Raw genomic sequence first — 23,251 nt, forward strand, 5'->3', positions numbered from 1 at the left:
ATTCATCGAGCCCGGAGCCTTGGAGCTGGGTGATATCCTAACCTATCCGCACTACGCCGCTTGAAAATAATGTCCGGTCTTTTGTAGGAATTCCATTCTGACCGGGGTGGACAATACGCAGGAAAGGCTTTTCGTGGCCTTCTCAGTAACAAAGAGATGTTACAAAGTATGACAGGGCCGCCTGGCGGTCGGGCAGCCAGTCCATACGATAATGCTTTTATGGAGTCTTGCTTTAGCCGTTTTAAAGCGGAATTACTTGAAGATGCCGGGCGCCCGGTGGCGAGTTTTTCAAAATAGAGAAGATGCCCAGACTGAGATCTTTGAATACATCGAGATGTATTACAATCCCATAAGAAGACACTCTGCCTTAGCTTATGAATGTCCTGTGGCTTTTGAAAACAATTACTTTTATAAACTCTAAGCAAATTCACTGTCCGTCTAAATCAACACACCTCAATAAGTGGATTTCCAATAAATCGAACTTCTACTTATTCGCAGAATTCTTAGTACACAAAGAAGAAAAGCTGGCCATTAGCTCAGCTTTTCTTCTTCCACTCTTAAATTATGAACAATGCCAGGGATACTTGTCGCTTTTCGCCCGGTTGGTTGTCCATTGTAAAGGTTGTAAATTGGCTAACTCGTCGCCACCGCCTTTCGCAACAGGTTTGATATGATCAATTTCCCAACCTTCAGAGAGGTCGGTTCTGCCGTATGCTTGGCGGGCAATGAGTTTGCCACAAATATCAGTGCGGTATAGTGTAGGATCGCGTCCATAAATTGGTTTTCCCTTTTGCCAGACTGATTCAATAGTAAAAAGGGGAAAGGCGCTCCCTTGCCTGTCCGTGTTTGGTCTCCGACTCACTTGTCGGGTTGACGGATTAAAATTCATGTAAAAACAATTTAATTTTGAATGCCAGCCTATCCCATGCTTGCAAAAGGGACGTAATAGAGGAGCTTCTAAAAGATATTATTATCTTTACAATGCAAACTAGTTCTCCTCGCTAAGGGGATGAGCCTTAGCACTTCCATACGCTTGAAGTGTAATCTTTTGGCCAAAGTCAACTGTTCCCGCAGTTGACTTTGGCTTTTTTTTCATCAGCCATTAGGATGGTTACTATGCAAACATAGAAAAAAATAACTTCCTCTTGAACTTAATCTGTGATATTTTCTAGGATGTTATATAACATTAGTGAAATTGTTGCAAGCAATACCAAAGGATACTAATTTTGGCCATGAGCCAAGTACTTCCTGAGGATTATCCCTTACAACTCCAGGGCATTCGAACCCGACATAACCTAACCCAGACACAACTTGCCGAACTCCTAGGTGTGTCTTTTGCGACAGTTAACCGATGGGAAAGAAAACATACCAAACCCTCGCTTGAGACCTGGCAAAAAATTCAGGAAATAGAAGTCGGTGCTATTGTTGCCGAACAGCTTGTATCAGCCAAGCTAGAAAATATTCCTGATACTTTCATTCTTGATTTTTTGGGTAATGCCAAAGCTGCCCGTTCGGTCGTGGAGGGTGAGCGTCTGTCGCAAGGACATCAATACAATCCAGCTTACGCCGTAGAGACAGCGCGTATTGATCCCCTTCCTCATCAACGTGTGGCGGTGTATGAACGGATGCTTTTGCAACCCCGACTGCGCTTTTTGCTAGCTGACGATGCCGGAGCCGGAAAGACAATTATGACCGGCCTCTATATCCGGGAGATGCTTAACCGAAAGTTGCTTCACCGGATATTGATTGTCGCTCCTGCTGGTATTGTGTCGAACTGGCAACGGGAGATGCAAGAGCTCTTCGGATTGTCTTTCAAGATCATGGAGGGAGGGCACGCACGCAGTGAACAAAACCCGTTCCTAGGAAATGAAAGCGATTTCTTGGTGATCAGCGTAGACACGTTGCGGCAAGATCGGATGTTCAGACGTTTACAAGAACCCGAAGTGCAACCATATGACTTAGTCGTGTTTGATGAGGCTCACAAACTAGCGGTCAGGCAGTCCCCGGACGGACGCGAAGAGAAAACCCAGCGTTACCGCTTGGCAGAGGCTCTGGCCGGGGTGTTTTCTGACGACGAGCGTTGGGCGCTATCCTGGAGTACACAGCACCTGTTATTGCTTACTGCTACTCCACATATGGGAGATGATTACCCCTATTTTGGGCTATGGCGACTATTAGATCCTGAGGTATTTCAGACACCCAAGGCACTGAATCTGATCACACCCGATGCGAGGAGGCGGTATTTCATCCGGCGGATCAAAGAAGAGATGATTGACTTTGATGAAAATCGGATTTACCCGCCCCGGGAGACCAATACACTCTCTTTCTCTTACTCTGCCGAGGAACGTTGCTTGTATCAGGACCTGACCAATTATATGAAGCACCAGTATAACCAAGCACGTTTTCTGAACCGCAAAGCCGCGATCATGGCAATCAACATATTTCAACGACGACTGGCCAGTTCGACGGAAGCGCTTCGTATCTCGTTGGCCCGAAGGCTAGAGAAGCTGGAATATCTGGTGAATGAAGTCAAAGATGGTGGGCTGACCGAAGTTGAACTGGAACGAAGACAGCTGGCCCTTGATAAAAAGATTCTGGCCGACCCTTTCCTAGATATGACGGGAGATGAAGAGGAAAGCAAGCGAAACCAAGAACAAAATGAGCGGATTGAAGACGACATACTGGGGGTGGTAGTAACTACTATTGCTGAGCTTGAAGAAGAACAGAATGCAGTCAAGCATTTGCTTGATCAAGCAGAGAAAATTCTGGCGGATGGCTATGACGCAAAGTTCCGGCAGTTAAAGGATTACATCGACAATGACAAGCACGGGCGTGAAAAGCTGCTCATCTTCACTGAATACAAGGACACTCTTAACTTTTTGGTGAGGAGGTTGGAGGGTATTGGATATGCCGCTCAGGTGGCGTATATCCATGGCGGGCTGAAAAGGAGGGAGCGAGATGAGCAGGCAGATTTTTTCCGCAGACCGACTGAGAGAGGTGGCGCGCAGTTCCTGGTGGCCACCGATGCCGCAGGTGAAGGAATCAACTTGCAGTTCTGCTGGCAGATGGTCAACTACGACCTTCCCTGGAACCCCGCTAGATTAGAGCAGAGAATGGGACGTATTCACAGATATGGTCAGAAACACAGAGTGGTCTCAATCACGAACTTCCTGGCACAAGACACACGTGAAGGGCAGGTCTTACAGGCACTTTCACGCAAGCTCGAAGCCATTCGCGTCGAACTGACCACGGACAAGGTATTCGACGTGATCGGGAAAATTCTGCCGGATCAGACTCTGCGACAGTACATGAAAGAGCTAATTGACCGACCCGAATCTGTGCACGAAACGGTCGAGCAGATTGAGGCAATCTCTGCAAAAAAAGTCAGCGATACGATCAGCGAAGAGCGGGAACGCTACGGCACCGAGGACGACCTCTTGATAAGAGTAAAACCCCTAAAGGCGGCCTACGAGCGTGAACGTCTGCGGCAGCTACTGCCGGGGTATCTGCTCCGCTACGTACGTGAAGCAGCTCCCTTATTAGGGTTGTCCCTCATTGCACAGGACGATGCAGGGACGCTCGCAGGGAGTGATCCGGAAAAGCAATTTCACTTTCAAGCACGGGAATCCGGAGCGTTTGATGGGCTATTGCCTGTACTGGAAGGGTATGGAGTCGACGTGCGGCACCCCATTCGCTTCACACGTCCAGACAAAAATGATAAGGCCATCTGGTTTCGTCCGGGTGAACCGTTGTTCGAGCGTTTCCGCGCCCTGTTGGCGGCACGATACGACGAAGATGCGCACCGAGGCGCGGTGCTGATTGACCCGACGGCAGCAAAGCCTTACTTCATGCATGTAGGATACACTACTGTACTCGACGGTAAAGAGGGTGGTGCATCGCAAAGGACATTGGAGCAGACCCTCACAGCGCTGTTACACGAACCGGGGCAGGAGCCGATAGAGATACCATTGGAGAAATTGCTGTTGATGCAGCCCGGTGAAGAGCTTCCCATGGCTTTTCGCCACTTGCTGCGTGAGTCTAAGCAGTCGCTCGGGTTAAGCGAACACAAACTAAACGCGCTCACTGAACAGAGGGTCGCCTTTTACCGACAGGAGCGCCTTGACACCGCGACAGAACGAGCCAATTATCTCCGGCGTGGCTTCGATCTGCACCTTGCTGAAGTAGCCCAGGAGCGCTCGAAAGCACGTAGAGATACAAAAGGCTCTAAGAAACTGGAACTTATTAAGGAGCGGCAAGCACGAGTTCGCCAGCAAAGGGATGTGGCGCTAATGCGGCTTGATCAAGAGGGCACACACATTCACGCCGTACCCGCCGAATGGATCGCTCATTTTATAATCATCCCCTCTTCTAGCCACGAAGTACGTGCACGTTTCGATCAAAATATTGAACTTAGGGCGATGACTGAAGCTGTGGCCTATGAACGCCAACGTAACGCAAAAGTATGGGACGTCTCAACCCCGGCACGAGCGCAAGCTATGAACCTAACTGATTGGCCGGGCTTCGACCTGCTTTCCAAACATGAAACAGGTGAGCGGGCTATTGAAGTAAAGGGGCGCGCTGACGTTGGAATGATCGAGATGACTGAAAACGAGTGGGCTAAAGCCTGCAACTTACGTGGACGCTACTGGCTCTATGTGGTGTTCAATTGCGCCACGACCCGCCCCACTCTCTACCGTATTCAAGATCCCTTCGGAAAACTAATGCACACCGTGAAGCGCGGCTACTGCATTGACGTTACTGAAATTCATCAATTAGCCGACATCTGATGCCATCCCTTCAAGACACACGTCTCATTGAGACAGGGTTTCCTCTAAAAGAGACCTCCCTAGATTCCGTTCACGAGAAGAACGTTCGGCACGGTCACATTTCAACGTTGCATATCTGGCCCGCCCGACGACCCCTAGCCGCTTGCCGGGCGGCGTTGCTGACAACGTTGCTGCGTGACCCGATTGACTCCGAAAGGCGTACGGAGTTGCTGCGGAAGATTGGTGGCACGCTGAAAGATGATCCAGACCAACCAGGGAAACAGGTTACGCAGGGGGGCGTGTTGCACTGGGGGAACGAGAGCAGCCCGGTAATGGACGAACTGCGAGAGGCAATTCGTGAGGTTTATCCTTTCGAACCGCCGAAAGTGATGGACCCCTTCTGCGGAGGTGGTGCAACGATGCTAGAGGCTATGCGGCTGGGTTGCGACGTGACGGCCGCCGACCTAAACCCGGTGGCGTGGTTTATTCTGAAGTGCACGTTGGAGTACCCCCAACGCATTGGGAAAGAGCGCCGAAAGCTACCGGAGTTTGCTCACCAATTACCGCACTTTCTGGTCGATTATCGAAAAGCAATCAAAACATCTGGTGCAGGTGCTCAAACCAACATTTTTGAGGAGCAACCAGTGGCTTTAGATTGGCACGTACGGCTATGGGGGCACTGGGTGCTTGAGCAAACTCGTGCTGACCTGGCGGCGTTCTACCCGACCGTGAACGGCCAGACTACGGTGGCTTATTTGTGGGCACGCACGGTGACGTGCAAGAACTGCCGGGCCACGTTGCCGTTATTGAAGACCCGGTGGCTTTGCAAGAAGGAAAACAAGCGGGTGCTGCTCACGATGGAGCCGCACCAAGACCGGACAGGCGTGACATTCGGCATCGACGAAAATGTACCAAAGAAGGGCAAAGGAGCTAAACTACGAGAGCACGACAAGAAACTTGGAGCTGGAACCATTTCAAGGGCGGGCGCACAGTGCCCCTGCTGCGGACAGATTATGCCGTCGGAAGATCTTAGAGAGGCCGGAAAGACGGGCAAAATGGGTCAGATGATGACGGCTGTAGTAATAGAGGAGACCAGTAAAAAGAAAGGGGGGCGTAAACCTGGCAAAGCTTACCGGCTTCCTACCCAAGACGACCTGTCTGTCGCTGAGAAAGCAGCCGATCATCTGACGGAACTCTACGCTGATATTCCATTCGGTTTGCCGGACGAGCCTACTCCTAAAAGCGGTGGGGGGGCTAGCCGTGCGTTTTCTGTGGATGGTTTTGGACTTGATCAGTGGCATAAACTATTCACTTCACGCCAACTCCTCACCTTAGGAGCACTCGTCAAGTATACTCGCGCTGTTCCTGTAGCTATGAAAAAAGAGGGTTATGCTGATCACTGGATAGAGGCTATTGTATCTTATTTGGCTCTGGGTGTTGACAGACAAGTTGATAGGCTATCTGCTTTGTGCAGATGGGATATGGGCTATACTAAGATTGCTAATACCTTAACCAGGTTTGCACTTCCTATCGTTTGGGACTTTGCTGAAGGAAATCCATTCTCAAATTCGACTGGCAGCTATTTATCAAATCTTGAATGGATTGCTCGTTATATCGCCCACTCACTAGACGCCACCAAGCAATCATCTAAATCCTCCATTCGCAATGTGAATGCAATTTCTACAACAGAGGAGAATACTGCTGACATCGTCTTGACAGACCCACCTTATTACGACGCCATTCCTTATTCGGCGTTGATGGATTTCTTCTACGTCTGGCTAAGGCGTACAATATACGGTCTTTCTCCAGAGATCGACGAAGCTTTTAAAGAACCGCTTGCACCCAAATGGGACCACAATCGGAACGAAGGTGAATTAATTGATGATGCCGCCCGGTTTGAGGGAAATAAAGAGGTTTCAAAGAAGGCTTACGAAGACGGCATGGCACGGGCCTTTGAGGCTTGCCACCGGGCGTTGAAAGACGACGGTAGGCTTGTGATTGTCTTCGCCCACAAGAAGGCTGACGCCTGGGAGACGCTAGTTTCGGCTATCATCCGAGCGGGATTCGTGGTGGACGCAAGTTGGCCTATTCAAACGGAGATGGGCAACCGTACCCGGGCGCAAGCCTCGGCAGCCCTCTCCTCATCTATCTGGTTGGTGTGCCGCAAACGCACAGAACTCCGCCCCGGTTGGGACAACAAGGTACTTAAAGAAATGGACGAGAAAATTCCCGAACGGCTGCGGAGATTCTATAATGATGGTATTCAAGGACCAGACTTTCTGTGGGCGGCCATCGGTCCTGCCCTGGAAGCTTACAGTGCTTATCCATTCGTGAAGAAAGCCAATGAACCGGGGGCAGTGATGACCGTCCGCGAGTTTCTTCAACACGCCCGCCAACGGGTGGTCGACTTTGCTGTGGGTGCTGTCGTCGAAAAATCTAACGACGGGAAGGCCGTCGATACAGCTGCGCTCGACGAGATCAGCGCCTACTACATTTTGCACCGTTGGAGTTTCGGTCACGAAGAAGTGCCAGTGGGGGTTTGCATTCAGTTTGCAACTTCTTGCGGGCTGGATGACCGCCAACTTACGGTCGGGTACGACCTACTAGCCCCTGGCAAGGCGCGTAAGAAGGCAACGACCGACGAAGACGATGACGGAGCGGAAGATGAACCGCTAGAAGCCGATGATAAGAACACACTGCGCCTTAAGACCTGGTCTCAGCGTTCGCGTGACTCGCTCGGTTATGAAGCTCCAGGTGGACGTCCAGTGCCCTTGATCGACCAAGTACATAGACTGTTGAAGCTATTTCGAAAAGGTGAAGTGGCCAAGGTTGATGATTTCGTAAGGGAGCACGGTTTGCGGCAGCACCCTCGATTTGGAGATTACCTACAGGCCGTGATAGAACTCGCTAAAAACCAGAGCGAGGAGCACTCGCTGTTAAGTTCTTTACAAAACCATATGAAGCGTCAAGGCGAACAACGCGCCGGTAAATCTACCAGCAACCAGTTATCGATTAAAGCATGAGTACTGCACGATCTAATGCATGGCACCAAGTGGCTAAGTTGCGCTCAGACCTGCTCACAGGTGAATTACCTCAGCACCTTTTTGCGGCCGACCTGTACGAAGTGGTCATGCAGCGAGGCGAACGCGAGATGTACGAAGACCCACGGCAGTTCTTTGCCCGCACGTTTGTGACGCACAGCATTCGTGAACTGGCCGGTGATGTAGGCGAACGCCTTGCGGGGCGGTCGAGCAAAGCGGTGCGGCAACTAGCGTTGAACTACGGTGGTGGTAAGACCCACACGCAGATCACGCTTTACCACCTATTCAGCCATCCAAAAGCATTAGTTGATATACCGACAGCAGCGGATCTATTGGAGAAATTTCGTGGTCACGTACCAAAAGCGAGGGTAGCGGCGCTCTCATTCGACAAACTAGACGTAAAACTTGGGATGGAGGTCCGTGCACCCAACGGCAATACACGGCGCCTATTGTATGCCTGGAACGTGCTGGCCTATCAACTGGCGGGTGATCAGGGCCTGGAAGTACTACACGGCCAGGCATTCTCTGAGGAGCGCGACACCCCTCCATCAGAACTGGTGCTGTCAAATCTTTTTCAGATTCCTGAATCAGAAGGATTGGCGGTACTCATCTTACTCGACGAAGTGATGATGTACGCTCGTAACTGGGTAGGAACCAACTTACTTCGGCAAGGCCAACTTCGCGACTTCTTTCAATCGCTCACACAAGCCGCAGCTAAGGCAAAGCAGTGCGCTGTGGTGGCGTCTTTGCTGGGAAATGATCCAAGCGTTCGCGACAATATTGGTAAAAGCATCGAGGTGGAATTGATGCAAATCTTCAACCGTCAGGAAGAAGCCAGGATACAGCCTGTTGCGAAAGAAGACATCGCCGATGTATTGCGTCGTCAGTTCTTCGAATCAGAATCACTAACTGAGGAAGTACGACGGAAAAACACCGTAACTCCACTAGACGGATTGGCAAAGATCGACCAACAGACTGAGCAACACAAAAGACGAGAGAAGGCGCGCTTCGAAGCTAGCTATCCTTTTCATCCTGACTTGACAGAAGTTTTCTACACCAAATGGGCACAGATGGAAAATTTCCAGCAGACGCGCGGAATTCTGAGGGTGTTTGCGCTCGCTTTGCGCGAAGCGGCTGTTTGGGAGGATACATCGTTGCTGATAGGACCGAATGTTTTTCTGGCTGCGCCGAATACAGGAAAGCTATCAGAAGGGTTACGGGAACTGGCCGAGATTGCGTCAGTCCACGCTGCCAGAGCTGGTGATGCGCCACAGTGGAGCCGTCTATTGGAGCGCGAATTGGGGCACGCCCGCCAGGCTCAAGAGCTTACAGTCGATCTGAAGAATCGAGAGGTAGAGCAGGCAGTTGTAACCACATTTCTGCACTCGCAGCCTATTGGGCAAGAGGCGCGGTTGCGGGAGTTAATATTACTGATGGGTCACACCTACCCTATTAAAATCAACCTCTACAAAGGACTACGCATGTGGGCCAACACGTCGTGGTTTCTAGATGACGAAAAGCTAGGTCAGAAAGACGCTGAGGGTATTCCAGAAGTGTGGCGTTTGGGCTTCAAACCGAACCTGACGCAGATGCAGGCCGATGCACGGCGCAACCGAGTGTCAGACCAACAAGTAGAGGCCATCCTGACGGAGCAAATCGAGTCACTTCAGAGCTTGACGAAGGGAGTTAAGGCCCTCGACATCGCTCTTTCAAAGCTTCCGCGAACGCCAGGCGACATCACCGATAACCCAGCATTTAAATTCGTTATTCTTCCGCCGTCGGCAGCTAGTGAAGCCAACAAGCCGAGTGAAGTAGCGAAGCGGTTCCTAGAAACTTATACCAATTTGGAGAGGCCAAGAGTTTACAAAAACTCTATGCTCTGCGTTGCTCCGTCTGCCTCTGGTTTGGAGACGGTGAGAGAGGCCATCCGGGATATGAGGGCTTGGGAATGGGTGGAGCAAGAGGTAAAAAATCAGGGGGGAGACGTTTATCGGCGCAGTCAAGCCTCGACAAGATTTAATGAAGCTAAGCGTAGAGTTCCAGATGCGGTAAAAGCAGCATACTGCATTGTGATTACCTTTTCTGAGAAAAACCAGATCATTGCCTTTCAAGCAACGCCCACCGACGAACAACCCCTGTTTGAGATCATCAAGGCGGACAAATCAGCTCGAATCCAAGAGACGGCAATTGAACCTTCTGCACTGCTACCCGATGGCCCATATGAGATATGGGGGGAAGGCGAGCCGTTTAAAAAAGTACGCGATATGGTTGATGCGTTCTTTCAGTACCCCCGTCTACCCAAAGTGCTTCAGCCGGAAGCGGTTCGTAATACCATCAAACTCGGGTGTAGACGGGGCATTTTTGTGCTTCGGTATAGACTCCCGGATGGTTCAATGAAGACGTACTGGCGTGCGGAGATCGAAAGCATCAAATGGGATGAGGATAGCCTAGTGCTGATGTTGCCGGAAAAAGCCGAGTTGACAGAGCTGACTCCCGCATTGTTAGCACCTGGAGCTTTGCCTGACTTATGGCAAGGTGAGACTATCACACTCGGAGATCTGTACACATATTTTGCAGGTGGAAAAGAGGTAATTGATCCACCTACCGACGAGCAACCGTATCCAGATCTAACCTTTGTACCGAAGGCTGCTCCGGACTTGATTCAGCAAGCCGTGATCTCGGCAGTACGCTCCGGAAACCTGATGATCTCGGACGAAAAGATAATGCTGTGGAAGGAAGAGGTTCCGCCTGGTGTTTTGAAGGACACCACAGTCATTAACCATCGCCCCGACGCTTTACCCTACGAAACCATCTTACCAGACGCATTGCCCGAAGCCTGGAGCGGCAAGTCGACCAATGCTAAGTCGATATTCGACGCCTTGATGCAGAAGCGAGGGCGCTTGCCGTGGACCCAAGTTCAACAGGTGATCTCGTCTGCTAAAAAAAACCATCAGATACAATCATCGCTAACTAGCGGAGAATGGCCTTGCGAATTAGTTGACGCTGTAAAAGCACAGTTCGAACTATACCTGCACAACAGGCCAGCCAACGGAGCAGATGAGGCCCCACTACAAACGATTGGCACCCCAACCCAAAAGTTCGCAACGGTTACTCCCGAAGCCATTCAGGATTTGGCCGACAACATGGGAGAGTTGTTGGAAGCAACAGCGGGCTACGATCTGCAGTTTCGACTAGATATGTCATTTGGAGAAGGGCAAGAGATCCCAACAGAAGTGAAAGATCGAGTGAACAATATCTTAAAAGAGTTTTCTAATGATATCAGGGTCACATAGCACGGCCATTGATGTTATTCATTTCAAACAGAAGTAAAGCTGAAGAACATTTTCATCAAACACAATACTGTTATAGGTGGGGCATCTATTTCTCTTGCTCTAATAGATTAATTTATATGCTATGTAATTCTGACTTCTTGAGCTTAACAACTCTCATTAGCAAGGAAACGACTAAATCATTGATATTACCTTCCATATATCTCACTAAAAAATGTAGACCGGTAAAGTTGAATATTATTGCATAGTTCAATAAATATTATTAGTTATGATAAACTAATTGTCAATTTAATAATGACTGTGAAACATTCTTATAAAGAACTCTTGGCATCAACGGCAGTTTTTGCAGAAATGGCTAATAGTAATGTTGACCTAAAGCAAGTATTGACAGAATTTACATTATCGACTTATTCACTAGAGCAAACATTCTCTCAAACAGTGAATGAGGTTTCTGACGCACTAAGAACCCATTTTGAGTTTGAAATTCCTGTTGCAGTAGTCAAAACTATCCTAAAGAAGCTAAAGAAACTGGATCTTCTAAGTCAAGAGAATGGAAGATTTGTTATATCTCCAGAGGAAAGAAATAAATGGGAAAGATTTGTCAAAAAAGTAGAAAAAAAACAACTAGAGCAGAAAAAAATTACCGATCAACTAATCTCTTATGTAGAACTTCATAAAGGTAAGCTGGAGGATGAACAAAGGACAAATTTATTAAGTTGTTTTTATAAATATTTATTTGATGAATCATTCGAAAATGAATATTATGATGTCTTGAGTGCCTTTATTATAAAAAAATCTACTGTTGAAAGTATTCATAATGAACTTAACCTAATTCGCGAGGGAACAACAATATTAAATGGAATCAAATATAATCCAAACGTAAGTGAGGTAAAACCTTGGAGAAAACCGTTGAATATTTATCTTGACACTGAACATCTATTTAATATTAGTGGTTACAACGGCGAGATATACTATAGATTAATGTCAGATTTAGTTGAATTAGTTGACGAAATTAATAAGCAAAATAAGGAAAAGTTCAACAAAAAGTCGATACAATTTAAATACTTTGAGGATACAGAGCTTGAAGTAAAGAATTTTTTTTATGCTGCGCAAAGAATTATATCAGGCGACAAGAATAGAGGCTTTAATTCTGTTGCTATGAATGAAATCTTAAATGGATCTAAAACTGTAGCTGACATTATAAACAAAGAATCAGATTTTTTTATGAATTTAAGTTCTTTAGGATTAAGACTAGAGAAGAATTTTTCATTATATGAAAACCATTCATACAATGTCGAAGATCAATATATTTATGATAAATATTCACCAAACTCAAGCGAGGAGGAAATTAATTCCATATTAAAATCATTTACTGCCATTAATATCCTTAGAAAAGGGAATAATAATCAAGATTTCGAGAATATTGGTCATATTATTATGACAGGGTCTAACATTAAACTCCAAATCAGTAGTGACATTGATATAAAAATTAATAATACTGACTTTTCTTTTGCAACAAATATATATTACATAACCAATCACTTGTGGTTTCGATTAAACAAAGGATTAGGATTTAAAAGTAGCCTGCCTTCGTCTTTAGATGTAGTTGCAAAAGCTCAAATGCTTTTATCAAGCCATCTAAATCATTCAGTGCGTGAGCATTACAACAAACTAGAACAAGATTACATATCTGGAAATAAATCGATAGAATCGATTAAGGGTTACTATTTAAGTTTACGATCATTCGTTGTTAAGCCAGAAGATCTTGTTCCTGATAATATTGAAGAAAAAATAAAAATCCTTTATGATTATAGTGATATTGAAAGATTTCAAGAAGAACAATCCTTACTAAGGAAAAAAGCTCTTGCTTATGATGAACTTCAGGCTAATAAGCTTAAAGAAGATGAACTTAACATAAAGCTAGCAAGAGAAGAACTGATTAATACTTGTTGCCTTTTGTTAGTTTCTGCAAGAAAGAATTTTTTGATCACAAAAATCTTCATTTATGCATTAATGACAAGTTTCGCGATATTAGGAATATGGGGAATTATTTCAATAATCACTAAGCATGATACACCTCTAAGCATTTTTTCAGCAATGCTTGCAATTATTAGTGTGTTGTCATTAATAAAAATAAAGAAATTGTTTCAATGGATAAGTTTGATCATTTTTCAGAAGTATGAAAGGTTTAAAAAAACTAATTTAATCACTAATGCTGAGTTAGGTAACATCAATAATTCTATCGGAATCAGCCAGACCCTTCCCCTCTCTCCAGAATAAAATACAATCTAGGGCGAGTATGCAAACTCAGTTTGACATACATCTTGATCAACAGCTAGGCTCGTTGCTATACTTCCACGAGGGTTTTTGTAAAGATTAATTTTCGAAATTTAGATGCCATAGGGAGTTTGCATACTCGCCCTAGATTGTTACATTTTCTAAAGGACGTTTCAAAAACATCATCCGCCGCCGTTCTCTGTGAAGATATAGGATCCGATAAGTCCCTATTATCGGACCTAATTCCCTACCTTTACCACACCCCTGATTTACTACCTTTCAGGAAGATGCTTGTTCCCTAAGCTGCATGATTAAGGTTAAACACCCTGACCCCGACTGCCACCAGGAACAAGTGGCCCTCTTTGCGTTGGCTCCTTCCCATGAGCGAGCCCGGCGCGCCCTGGTGTTTACGCTCAGTAACCTTAAGGTTCGGTATCTGCATCGCACTGTATCCTACGACCCGACCCTGAAAGACTACTACGCCTGGCTGGCCGAACTCTCCGCACCGCTGCGCACCCACATGAGCTCACTCGGCTGGGAAGGATGCCAAGACCAGCCTACGTTCCAACACTTTGTGCAGCAGCGCCATGACCTCACGCTGGACGACTATCTCCGCCAGCACTTGTCTGAAGAAGACTATCACACTTCTCTTAGTTTTACATAACCTACTCATTTATGAAACCCACCCTGCCTATCGCCTCGCGTACCTCTTCCGCCCTGGTCCTGCCCGCTGACTCCATCGCTAGCAACACGGCCCAGTACCTGGAAAGCGGCTTGCAAGGCGCCCCCAACACCCAGCGCGCCTACCGTGCCGACCTGGCCGACTTTGAAGCCTTCCTGGTCTCCCGCGGCGAAGTGCTCGCCCCGGCCACCGCGGCCACGCTGGCTGACTACCTCTCTGCCATGGCCGATCGGGGGCTGAAGTGGGCCACCCTGCGCCGCCGCCTCTCCGCCCTGGTGAAATGGCACGAGCTCCAGGGCCTGGACAATCCCACCCTCAACCCGCTGGTGCAACACGTGCTGACCGGCATCAAGCGCCAGATCCGTACCCGCCAGCGGCAGGCCCCCGCCTTCGAGATCGGAGAATTCAAGCGGGCCCTGGACGCGATCCCCCACGACCGTTTGGCGGGATGGCGCGACCGCGCCCTGCTCCTGATGGGCCTGGCCGGGGCCTTTCGCCGCTCCGAGCTGGTGGCCTTGAACCTGGAGGACTTGCGTTTTGAACGAGATGCCTTGCTGGTGGACGTGGTCCGTTCCAAGACCGACCAGACCGGCGAAGGCGATTGGAAAGCGCTCTATTATTCTCCCTACCTGGAGTACTGTCCCGTCCGCACGGTGCAGCACTGGATTGAGCAATTGGGGCGTACGACCGGGGCCCTGTTTGTCAGCCTGCGCAAAGGCGAGCGCCTCACCGGGAATCGGCTCTCCGACAAGGGAGTGGCCCGCATCACCAAGCGCTGGCTGGGGGAAGACTACTCGGCCCACAGCCTGCGCGCCTCCTTTGTCACCATTGCCAAGCGCAATGGGCAGGACGATTTGGCCGTCATGCGCCAGACCAAACATAAGTCGACCGAGATGATCCATCGCTACACGCGCATCCAGGACGTCACCGTCCACAACGCCGCCAAAGAACTCGGCCTGTAGCGGCATCCCTATAGTCTAACACAAAGGCATGAAAAAGCCCCTCGTGAGGGGTTACTTCATCTTAAATGGCCTTTCTGGGGATCGTTGGCGTGTTCGTGACGGTTGCATCAGTTGCCAAACTTGCGGCATACGCCCTGTTAAGCTACATTAATAGGAGAAGGGTATCAGCATAGTTTTTGCCCAGCCAGATACCTGATCGACTTGGCTGGTTGCCACTTCCCCATCTTGGTGCAAGCATGCTCTTTTCAAAAATGACTCGATCAGTCCCAGAATCGAACGCCAAATTGCGTTTCCTCGCGCAGCGTGTGGGTAATCAATCGTTTTAGGACGGGCAGCCACAATTGGATGAACTCATTGTCGAAGTGTACCTGCGTAAACCGCCGCCGAGCGTACTCAGTCATCGATTGTCGGAATGGCGTACTGCATGGAGTGAAATAGATAAGGTCAGGCTCGTCGCTAGCGGCTATGCAAAGTATCTCAGTATATTCGTCTTGCGCCGGTTTGGACCGCGCCATCAGATAGGCAAAGTGCAGTTCGGCTCCGCGTTCGGCGTGTTGAGTAATGAGGGCGGCGCAGTCGTCATCAATCAGGACGCACATGCGGTTCGCTGGGCAATCCGGCGACCGCAGCCACTTTGATAGCCAATTCGTGTAATTCAAAAGAGTCAAGGAGCAAACGATACAAGGTTCAACCGCGGCATTCAAAAGACGCTTAAACACTGCGGGGGCTGTTTCCTGGCCAAGCACTAGGAACTCGATGCGTGGGTCGGCTCCAGGCGGCGCCCAGCGCCGCCGAAGACCAACTATCAGAGTACTTTGCGTCAAGAGTTCCTTCCCGTCAATCGGCTCATATAGTACGCGGGCTTTGTCAGAAGGCATAGCGACAAACTGACAATAGCGTTGCCCGTTTATCTCAAAAACAAAAAGATCGGTGATACTATCTGGATTATTTGCAAGGTTGACAAATGTTGCGGGCAGTGGGTTATCACTTAGCATCAGGTGCTCGTTGCGGAAATCGGTGAATAAGGAGACTTCATCCTCTTGACGGGAATCCGGCATCCAGAACTGACGCTGTAACCGGTCACCCGCAAACGATTCAACTTTGACTATAAGGTCCGCCAAACGGTTTTTCTGGCCGTTAAACTGGCAGTCATGGCCGGTACTCTGGTGCAGTACTTCGGCAAAAACGTCGAATCCGGCCGTGCTAATTTGGTCCAAAAAATCGGTATCGGAAGATAACCATACCTGTCGCGCCGTGATGGCGTCCAGGTATTGGTCAGCGATCAGCACATATTGTCCGCCGGCATCTCGGAGCACATCTTTCATTGCGGCGATTGCGCGCTCGATCGTCGCAGACGTCATTAGCAGAGCAAAACGCTCATCAGGTTTGTCTACCGCACCAAGATCAATGGATGGCCAGGTATCGCATGGCTGTGCGAGCAACGTATCGTATATCGGAGTCTGCATAGCTGCGCGAGCGCATGCAGCGAGCGCCATCACTGAGAGTACCGGCTGGAAGTCACTTGGAAACAAATCCGTGAATGATTTGAGCAGCGGCTGGTAGTCTGGATAGCTCGCCAGCAATCGCGCGTCGATCGTACCGCGATTGGCTGTGGCGATCGCGGACACCGTGGCGTACGTCTCGTGAGTAACCAGGGAAATATCGATCATGCGCCCGACCAGAGATTCGAATCCTTCATAGGCAGCGGCGGCAAGAGCGCCCGCAAACACCATGGCATTGCCGTGACATGTACTGGCGTTGAGAAAAGCATGAAAGCTCTCGTGCCAGGAGACCATGTGCGCGACTGCCGAGCCACTATTGCTACCGATCAAGACCTGACGCGCGTGCTTGAGTGGGTCGTAACTGCCTTCACTCTGTTTTGGTACGCCGGACTGTTGCAACAGGCTGGTGAGCAGTAACGTGCGGCGATTTTGCCGTGACAAAGGAATGAACATCACAATTCGCCGGTCAATAGAGCATCGCGCCAGACCTTGGTGGCGGAGACGTTAGTGAGATTGTATCGATTGGCAAGTGCGCGACTAAACGCAATTAGGGAGGCTAGCACATGGCCATTGACGAGCACTGAAGGCGCTATATCGATATCAGTGTACGCCGCCAGGCGCTGTGTTTTGAGCGACTGAGCGATCACATGGTCGATGTTTAGCTGAAATACCTCTCTCTCGTCTTCGTGCAACAGATACTTTTCACGAAATGTCGTGTGCTCTAGCACTTGTTCAAACTTTTTCCCTTCAATTCCGGCGATGCGCGCACTAAGGATCAATGGATTGTCGGTTATACCGGTTTCGCCAGCGACGAACTCGGCAATGCTAAGTTGCAGGTCGTCGATCCAATTAAATTCTAGCCGCGCGATGACGGCGGATTGTTCATAACTCACGAATGGCAACTCTAAGTTTAGGGCGCGCTGTTCTTCACTAGTTTCCCAAGTCATAAACGCACTGGTCTTGATGCGCTCACGCAATGACATCATGCGTGGCGTCATCCGCCGTTCCGAAGCTGAATCTTTCAGCTCCCAATAACGGTCAATGCTTTGTGCGTTTGGTGCACGCGGCACACGTCTCACAGTAAGGCGACCGAACGTCTGGTGATCTGGCAACAAAGTATTGCCTGTGCGCATGGCAATACTCTTGCTCAATTGTTCTTTCAGAAAGCCTAACGCATCCTCGGAGGTTGCAGTGAGGCGAGCTTCGTGTTCTAGTGAAAGCTCGACAGTTTTTTTGTTGGCATTGGTTCTTTTCGGAAGCCAGTGCAGAGTCTGAAATCCACGCTTGTCAACAGCAGGAACCACTTGTGGAACGTCAGTGCGTATCCGATCGCGCGCTTCAGCAAGCGAATCCGGCTCGACTTCGGAAGATGACACTATCACCAACTCCCGCTTTGCGTACGCAGGCGCGGTGGGCAGTCGACTGCAGAATTTCTTTAGCCAGCGTAATCCTTCACCGTATAAAGCGATCGCGGCATGTGAGCGTCCTTTTTCCAATCTGCCTACGGGCAGTCCTAGCAGATTTGATGCCATCGCTAGTTCATAACGCGCTTGCCAGTAATCGTCGTTGTTATCCGCGGCGAACTGCCGAACGCGATCGAGGCACGCTGCAACTACATCGTTAGCCCATTGAGGCACTTCGAATTGATATGTAAAGTCGGTCAGCGTATCGAAGTCCGTTACTTTGAATTCGGTAGGGCCCGACAAAGTGAGTTTCTCGATCGGTCCGGTAGCCAGGATGAAATGCGTCAGTTTGGCGACATCGAACAGATAGTCACCGGTCTCCCATTCCTTCGGATCGATTAGTTTAACCTCTATGCGGTCAAGGTCTAGGCGCAACAGCACGTTGCCTGGATTCGGATCGCCATGTGCGATGGTGGTGAAGCGCGGTGTGATTGAATCGAGAAAGCTCGTGTTATCCGCCAGTTGGCCGACATAGTTTTTCCAAGGTTTGAATTCCTCGCCGTTTATACGTAGGGGGCGGGATTCGAAGCGTGAGTCTTTGTCTGCTGCTGCAGCAAGGCGTTCGCTGATCCTAGCAACATAGTCTTCGAGGAGATTAGGCAGCGCGCGCGTTGCCTTGCTGGCCTGGTACCCCAAAAACAAGATATCCAGCACCGCATGCATGCAACGAACAGCTTCCGCCGGTGATGCAGGCAGCTGGCCAGCGGATGGAAATAGGCGATCTTCAAGCGAAATCCAGCCGTCTTGGCGCGGGAAGTATTCCATTATATAAGCAAACGGAGCCTGGTCGCGAATGGCATATATAATTGGCCAGGCTTGTTTGAATCGATCTGGCAGCTTAGGGTTGTTATGAATGTTGTACATCATGCGTCCCTCTTCGGCTAATTTAGGCTTTGCACTATCAAGTTTGAATACAAACGGCGCATGCAGGGTCAGTTGCTCGACTATTTCAGCGGTATTTCCGCCGCTTAATTGCTTTTTTGCGATGATGGGATTACGCAATGGTAGTCCCGACGCGACGGCTTGCCGGACAAGTTCAGCCGCAATCTCCTGAGCTATCGATGATCCCCCCGCCCGCATGTGGAATCTAGGTGTTTTGCGGTTCAAATCAGGGGGGAGGGCGGTTTCAATCAGTGCACGGAGTGTGTCCTGCAAATTCTGGCTCATCTGTTCTTTTCTCTGCATTGATTATTCTGGTACTTATGGGCTTCCTGGTAACGAGACTAGAGAGTATCATACAGTCTCTCAATCGTGGTTATGGTACTATCCGGTGACTTCGATCCGCTGTGGCGCGATCCATCTTGCGCATCCAGCCCGCTATCTCATCTGCGCGTTCCACGGCATCTATTGAGAATATTGCTTGCATGCTGCCGAAAGGCGGATATTTTCTAGCGACACGCTTGACAATTGCACTACATTTCTGAATCGCGCACTGCATTCGATGCTCTGACGCAGGCATCTTCTCTAATATGCCAATCAGCGCCATCGGCAATGCGAGCATCCGATCGCTTGCTTGAGGATGACTGCCTCCTGATGTGAGGCCTGGTGTTCCTTCTAGAACGGTCCAACTGAAAATCGTAGAGAGGAATGCCAACATGACAATAATCAAGTTATTCTCATTAGCGGAGCTTTGATATGCAGAACGCAACAGTACCTCTAACGCGAATACGTCGGCCTCATGTTCAAAAAACTGAAGTACAGCCTGTAAGTCCGGCGATGCATCTGTCTCTAAGATCGATATTTCCCTTAGCTGTGTACGGCATTCCTTAGCGATGAGCCAACCAAGATGACCCATTACAACATGCCCAAATTCGTGCATGAGTGCGAACTGGATGCAGGTTGATGTAAATAGCATTGCCCGTTGAGAAGCCGGATCATCAGGAGATTTGGGTTCACCAAATAAATCCTCAATATTCTTTACACCTCGCAGATGGTTCAGAAAGTTAGTTACGCCAAGTGGTGTCGTCATAGAAGATGACCCGGTCGAGTCAGGCTTGATGCCAAAATCCTGAGCGAAGGCGCCGATCGCATCTTGCATCTGTACAGCGGCTTCAATGGCCGATAACAACTGACCGGAGTAGATCGCGAGGTAGAAAACATCCTCGGACCACTCAGCGAATGCATTCGGCTCTGGGTCTTCGATGATTCCAAGATGCAGACGGACTGGTATCGCGGGGGACGGCATCAAGCGATAACCAGCCAATTGCTCAGCAATGAACAAGAAAAGCGGGCGTATGAACTCATCTTCGGGCAGTAATTCAGCTGAGGCGAGATTGTAGGCATTCTTCACGAAGATCCCGAACTCTTCGTCCGCGATGTGTACATCGAACGATCCTCTTCTAGAAGAACTTATATCTTTAGTCATATGCCATTGCTAGTCAGCGTATAAATCAAGGTAAAAAATTTTCTTAGCATTCGATGCCTACTGTTCTTTCGTACCCAAGTTTCTCTGTTCCCTTCCTTTGGAAATTGGATGACCGAAAACATGCACCTACCTATGATCTTAGCTGACTATAAATAGTAAGAAGACGCCCAAAAACCCCTTTTTTTGACCTACCCTTACCCTGCCTTCTCAAGCTTGATGTTGAGATGCAGATCGGTCTAATAACCCTGTCCACAAATCAACGTCTAGTAACCTCCTGTCGCCGTTGAGTTTCTAGACAGGATAAATGGAGAAGGCCGTTTCGGTTGCCACATCAAATCATCTTATTTCACGCTGCGCTTCGCAGCCTTCCCTACTGCCCCCGGAGCGCCTCGATCGGATTGGCGCGCGTTGTGCGGAGGGATTGCATCCCCACCGTCACGCCGGCAACCACAAGCGTAAGGGCACCCGCCCACATGAAGCTTCCTGCCGAAAGATGAACTCGGTAGGCAAAGGTTTGGAGCCAGTGGTGGAGCAGCCACCCGGACACCAGCCCCGCCAGCACAAACGCCAAGCCGATCAGCTGGAGAAAGTCCCGCGTCAGCAGCACGGTGAGGCTAGCGGCGGAGGCGCCCAGCACCTTGCGCAGGGCCACTTCTTTGGTGCGTTGCCGCATGAGGAGCGAAGCCAGCCCAAACAGGCCCAAACAAGCGATCACCAGCGAGAGCAGGGCAAATAGCAGGAAGAGCTTCCACGCCCGTTCTTCCGCACTGTATTGCCGATCGAACTGGGCATCTAAAAAGAAAAAGTCGAAGGCGTTTTCCGGAAACGAGGCCTGATACAGGATTTTCAGCGTGGCCAGTGTGCCCCGCACGTTTCCCTGCAGCGTGAAAGTCACATAGTCCTGGCTCCAGGGAATAAAGTAAAACGCGATGGGTTCACTTCGCTGGTGCAAGGATTGCTGATGAAAGTCCTTCACCACCCCCACGACGGTCCTTTGCCCCGTCTCCCCCACCCGGATCTGCTGGCCTATCGCCGCGTCCGGGCTGCCTAGTTCCAAGTAGCGCAGCGCCGCTTCGTTGAGCAAGACCCCTTCCTGCAGATCGCTGACCCGGTCTTTTTCAAAATTCCGGCCCGCCAGGAGCGGGATCTCGTAGGCCGGCAAAAACGCTTCATCCACCGCCAAAATGCTGAGCGGTTTCCGTACTTGCTCCGGATCCGTCAGGCGTCGAAATTCATCCGTCCAGAAGAGGGGTTTGCCTGGTACTTGGGAAGAGGCCGTCACGCTGCGCACCGACGTTTGCCGCTGGACCTGTTGCTTAAAATGCTCCATCGCATTTAAATAGCTCCCGCCGTGGGTGAGACGCGGCCCTCGGATCACCACCTTTTGCGCCAGGTTCATGCCCAGGTCCTGGTGGCGCATAAAGTCCAGCTGGCGGTAGAGCGTGAAAGTCGCCAGCATTAGCCCGATGGCCGCGCTGAACTGCAGCACGACCAGCACTCTGCGCAGGGAAATCCCGTGCTTGCTATTCCTCACTTTCCCGACTTTCCCGGCCAGCGCGGCCAGAGGGGGAAAGCCAGAAAGCACAAAGGCGGGGTAGAGGCCCGCCAGCAAGGTGCCTGCCAGTAGTGCGCCGAGCGCTCCTGCCCAGAACCCCACCCGGCCTACCCCACCCACGGGCAGTTCCAAGGCGATGAGTCGGGAAAAGAAGGGGGTGGCTACCACATAGAGTAGAGCCGCGATCCCCAACGCGCCTGCCGTCAGTAGCCAGGACTCGAGCAGAAAGCGTCGGATCAACTCACGTTTGGAAGAACCCAGTACCTGGCGTACGCCGACTTCTCGAGCCCGATCGGTGGCATGGGCGGTGGAGAGGTTGACGTAGTTTAACCAGGCGATGCTCAGGAGCAGAAAAGCCAACAGACCCAGCAAGGAGACGAGCCGTGCATCAGGGTTGACGTCGAGTTCGGAGGGCAGGTGCGAATGCAGGTGAATGTCGCCCAGGGGTTGCAGGGCAAACCGCTCCGGACTGGGGTGATCTTCCAGATAGGGTGCCAGGACGGTAGCCATTTTTTGTTCCACCCGCGCCGGATCCGTGCCGGACTTCAACAGGACATACGTGTAAAAGTTGGTCCAGTACCAGGCTCCGTCTCGAAACTGAGGGTTGGTCAGCAGGCGCGGGATGGAAAACAGAAAGTCGAACTGTACATGGCTATTGGCGGGCACCGCTTGAAATACTCCCTCCACCACGTACTCCCCGCCGGCCCACTGGGTGGTCAGCGAGAGGGTCTTTCCCAGCGGATCCTCTGTTCCAAAGTATTTCTGAGCGGCCGAGGCGGAGATCACCACCGCCTGCGGGTGGCGTAACAGCGTTTGGGCCTCCCCTTGCAGGAGCGGAAACGAAAAGACGGAAAAAAAAGCGGAGTCGGCATAAAAGGCCGCCGTTTCATGGTGGGAGATCACCTCCCCGGAAGGCGTGTAGTAGTTGAGCATCCCATCGGCGCGATGCAAGCGCACCACCGCCTCGACTTCCGGGATTTGTTCCTGGAGCGCAGGGCCCGCTCCGTAGTAGGTGATCACGCTGCTGTTCTCGACGGCGCCCTGCTGGTAAGTGTCATGCCGGAGCCGGTAGATACGGTTTCCGTTCGCATGAAAGTCATCAAAACTAAGCTCGTAGCGGAGGTAACTTAGCAGCAGCAAGGCCGCGGCCAGGCCCACGGCTAAGCCCGCCAGGTTGATGAAGGAAAACAGGGGCGCACGCCGCAGCGTCCGGAAAGCGATGGTCAGGTAGTGGCGGATCATGGCTGGTAGCTTTATAAACTAAACTCTTAGTTTATAAAGCTACTAAAAATTATTCCTCCCACCAGGACCAGCGCAAAGGAGATGCTCATCAAACTTTCAAAATCCC

Annotated in this window: 12 protein-coding genes; 7 read left to right on the top strand and 5 right to left on the bottom strand. The window is 50.1% G+C overall.

What is annotated here, in order from left to right:
* The first annotated feature begins 262 nt into the window (after positions 1-262).
* Complete coding sequence (locus tag BLR44_RS29465) at positions 263-421, top strand: IS3 family transposase (protein WP_410493143.1); 159 nt, start codon at positions 263-265, stop codon at positions 419-421.
* Between the two features lie 141 nt (positions 422-562).
* Here BLR44_RS29465 and BLR44_RS27935 read toward each other — a convergent pair whose 3' ends face one another.
* On the bottom strand, positions 563-889 hold the full coding sequence (locus BLR44_RS27935) for an HNH endonuclease signature motif containing protein (RefSeq protein WP_089688717.1): 327 nt from the start codon (positions 887-889) through the stop codon (positions 563-565).
* 343 nt (positions 890-1,232) lie between these two features.
* Between BLR44_RS27935 and BLR44_RS27940 the strand changes: the two genes are divergently transcribed.
* From BLR44_RS27940 to BLR44_RS27965, 6 genes are all read left to right on the top strand, one after another.
* Positions 1,233-4,787 (top strand): helicase-related protein, encoded by a 3,555-nt coding sequence (locus tag BLR44_RS27940; RefSeq protein WP_089688720.1) that lies wholly within the window; start codon positions 1,233-1,235, stop codon positions 4,785-4,787.
* A complete protein-coding gene (locus BLR44_RS27945) occupies positions 4,787-7,789 on the top strand; it encodes a DUF1156 domain-containing protein (protein ID WP_089688722.1) in 3,003 nt (1,000 codons plus the stop codon). Before BLR44_RS27940 ends, BLR44_RS27945 begins: the two co-directional genes overlap by 1 nt.
* Positions 7,786-11,100, top strand: coding sequence for a DUF499 domain-containing protein (locus BLR44_RS27950; RefSeq protein ID WP_089688725.1), 3,315 nt, complete (start codon positions 7,786-7,788; stop codon positions 11,098-11,100). The genes BLR44_RS27945 and BLR44_RS27950 overlap by 4 nt, the downstream gene beginning before the upstream one ends.
* A gap of 297 nt (positions 11,101-11,397) precedes the next feature.
* The gene (locus BLR44_RS27955; protein ID WP_143017529.1) at positions 11,398-13,377 is read left to right on the top strand and encodes a hypothetical protein; all 1,980 of its coding nucleotides are present in this window, start codon (positions 11,398-11,400) and stop codon (positions 13,375-13,377) included.
* A 304-nt stretch (positions 13,378-13,681) separates the two neighbouring features.
* On the top strand, positions 13,682-14,038 hold the full coding sequence (locus tag BLR44_RS27960; RefSeq protein ID WP_089688729.1) for a hypothetical protein: 357 nt from the start codon (positions 13,682-13,684) through the stop codon (positions 14,036-14,038).
* Between the two features lie 11 nt (positions 14,039-14,049).
* Entirely contained in the window at positions 14,050-15,018 is a 969-nt protein-coding gene (locus tag BLR44_RS27965; protein ID WP_176956250.1) for a site-specific integrase, read from the top strand.
* 260 nt (positions 15,019-15,278) lie between these two features.
* On the opposite strand, the gene BLR44_RS27970 is transcribed toward BLR44_RS27965, so the two are convergent.
* The 4 genes from BLR44_RS27970 to BLR44_RS27985 form a co-directional block, all read right to left on the bottom strand.
* Positions 15,279-16,973, bottom strand: a complete 1,695-nt coding sequence (locus BLR44_RS27970; RefSeq protein ID WP_143017530.1) for a hypothetical protein — start codon at positions 16,971-16,973, stop codon at positions 15,279-15,281.
* On the bottom strand, positions 16,973-19,168 hold the full coding sequence (locus tag BLR44_RS27975; protein WP_089688734.1) for a phosphotransferase family protein: 2,196 nt from the start codon (positions 19,166-19,168) through the stop codon (positions 16,973-16,975). Before BLR44_RS27975 ends, BLR44_RS27970 begins: the two co-directional genes overlap by 1 nt.
* Positions 19,169-19,238: 70 nt before the next feature.
* Entirely contained in the window at positions 19,239-20,348 is a 1,110-nt protein-coding gene (locus BLR44_RS27980; RefSeq protein ID WP_089688735.1) for a M48 family metalloprotease, read from the bottom strand.
* A 370-nt stretch (positions 20,349-20,718) separates the two neighbouring features.
* Positions 20,719-23,145, bottom strand: coding sequence for an ABC transporter permease (locus tag BLR44_RS27985; RefSeq protein ID WP_089688737.1), 2,427 nt, complete (start codon positions 23,143-23,145; stop codon positions 20,719-20,721).
* Between the last annotated feature and the right edge of the window lie 106 nt (positions 23,146-23,251).

The organism is Catalinimonas alkaloidigena (assembly GCF_900100765.1).
Classification (GTDB): Bacteria; Bacteroidota; Bacteroidia; order Cytophagales; family Flexibacteraceae; genus Mooreia; species Mooreia alkaloidigena.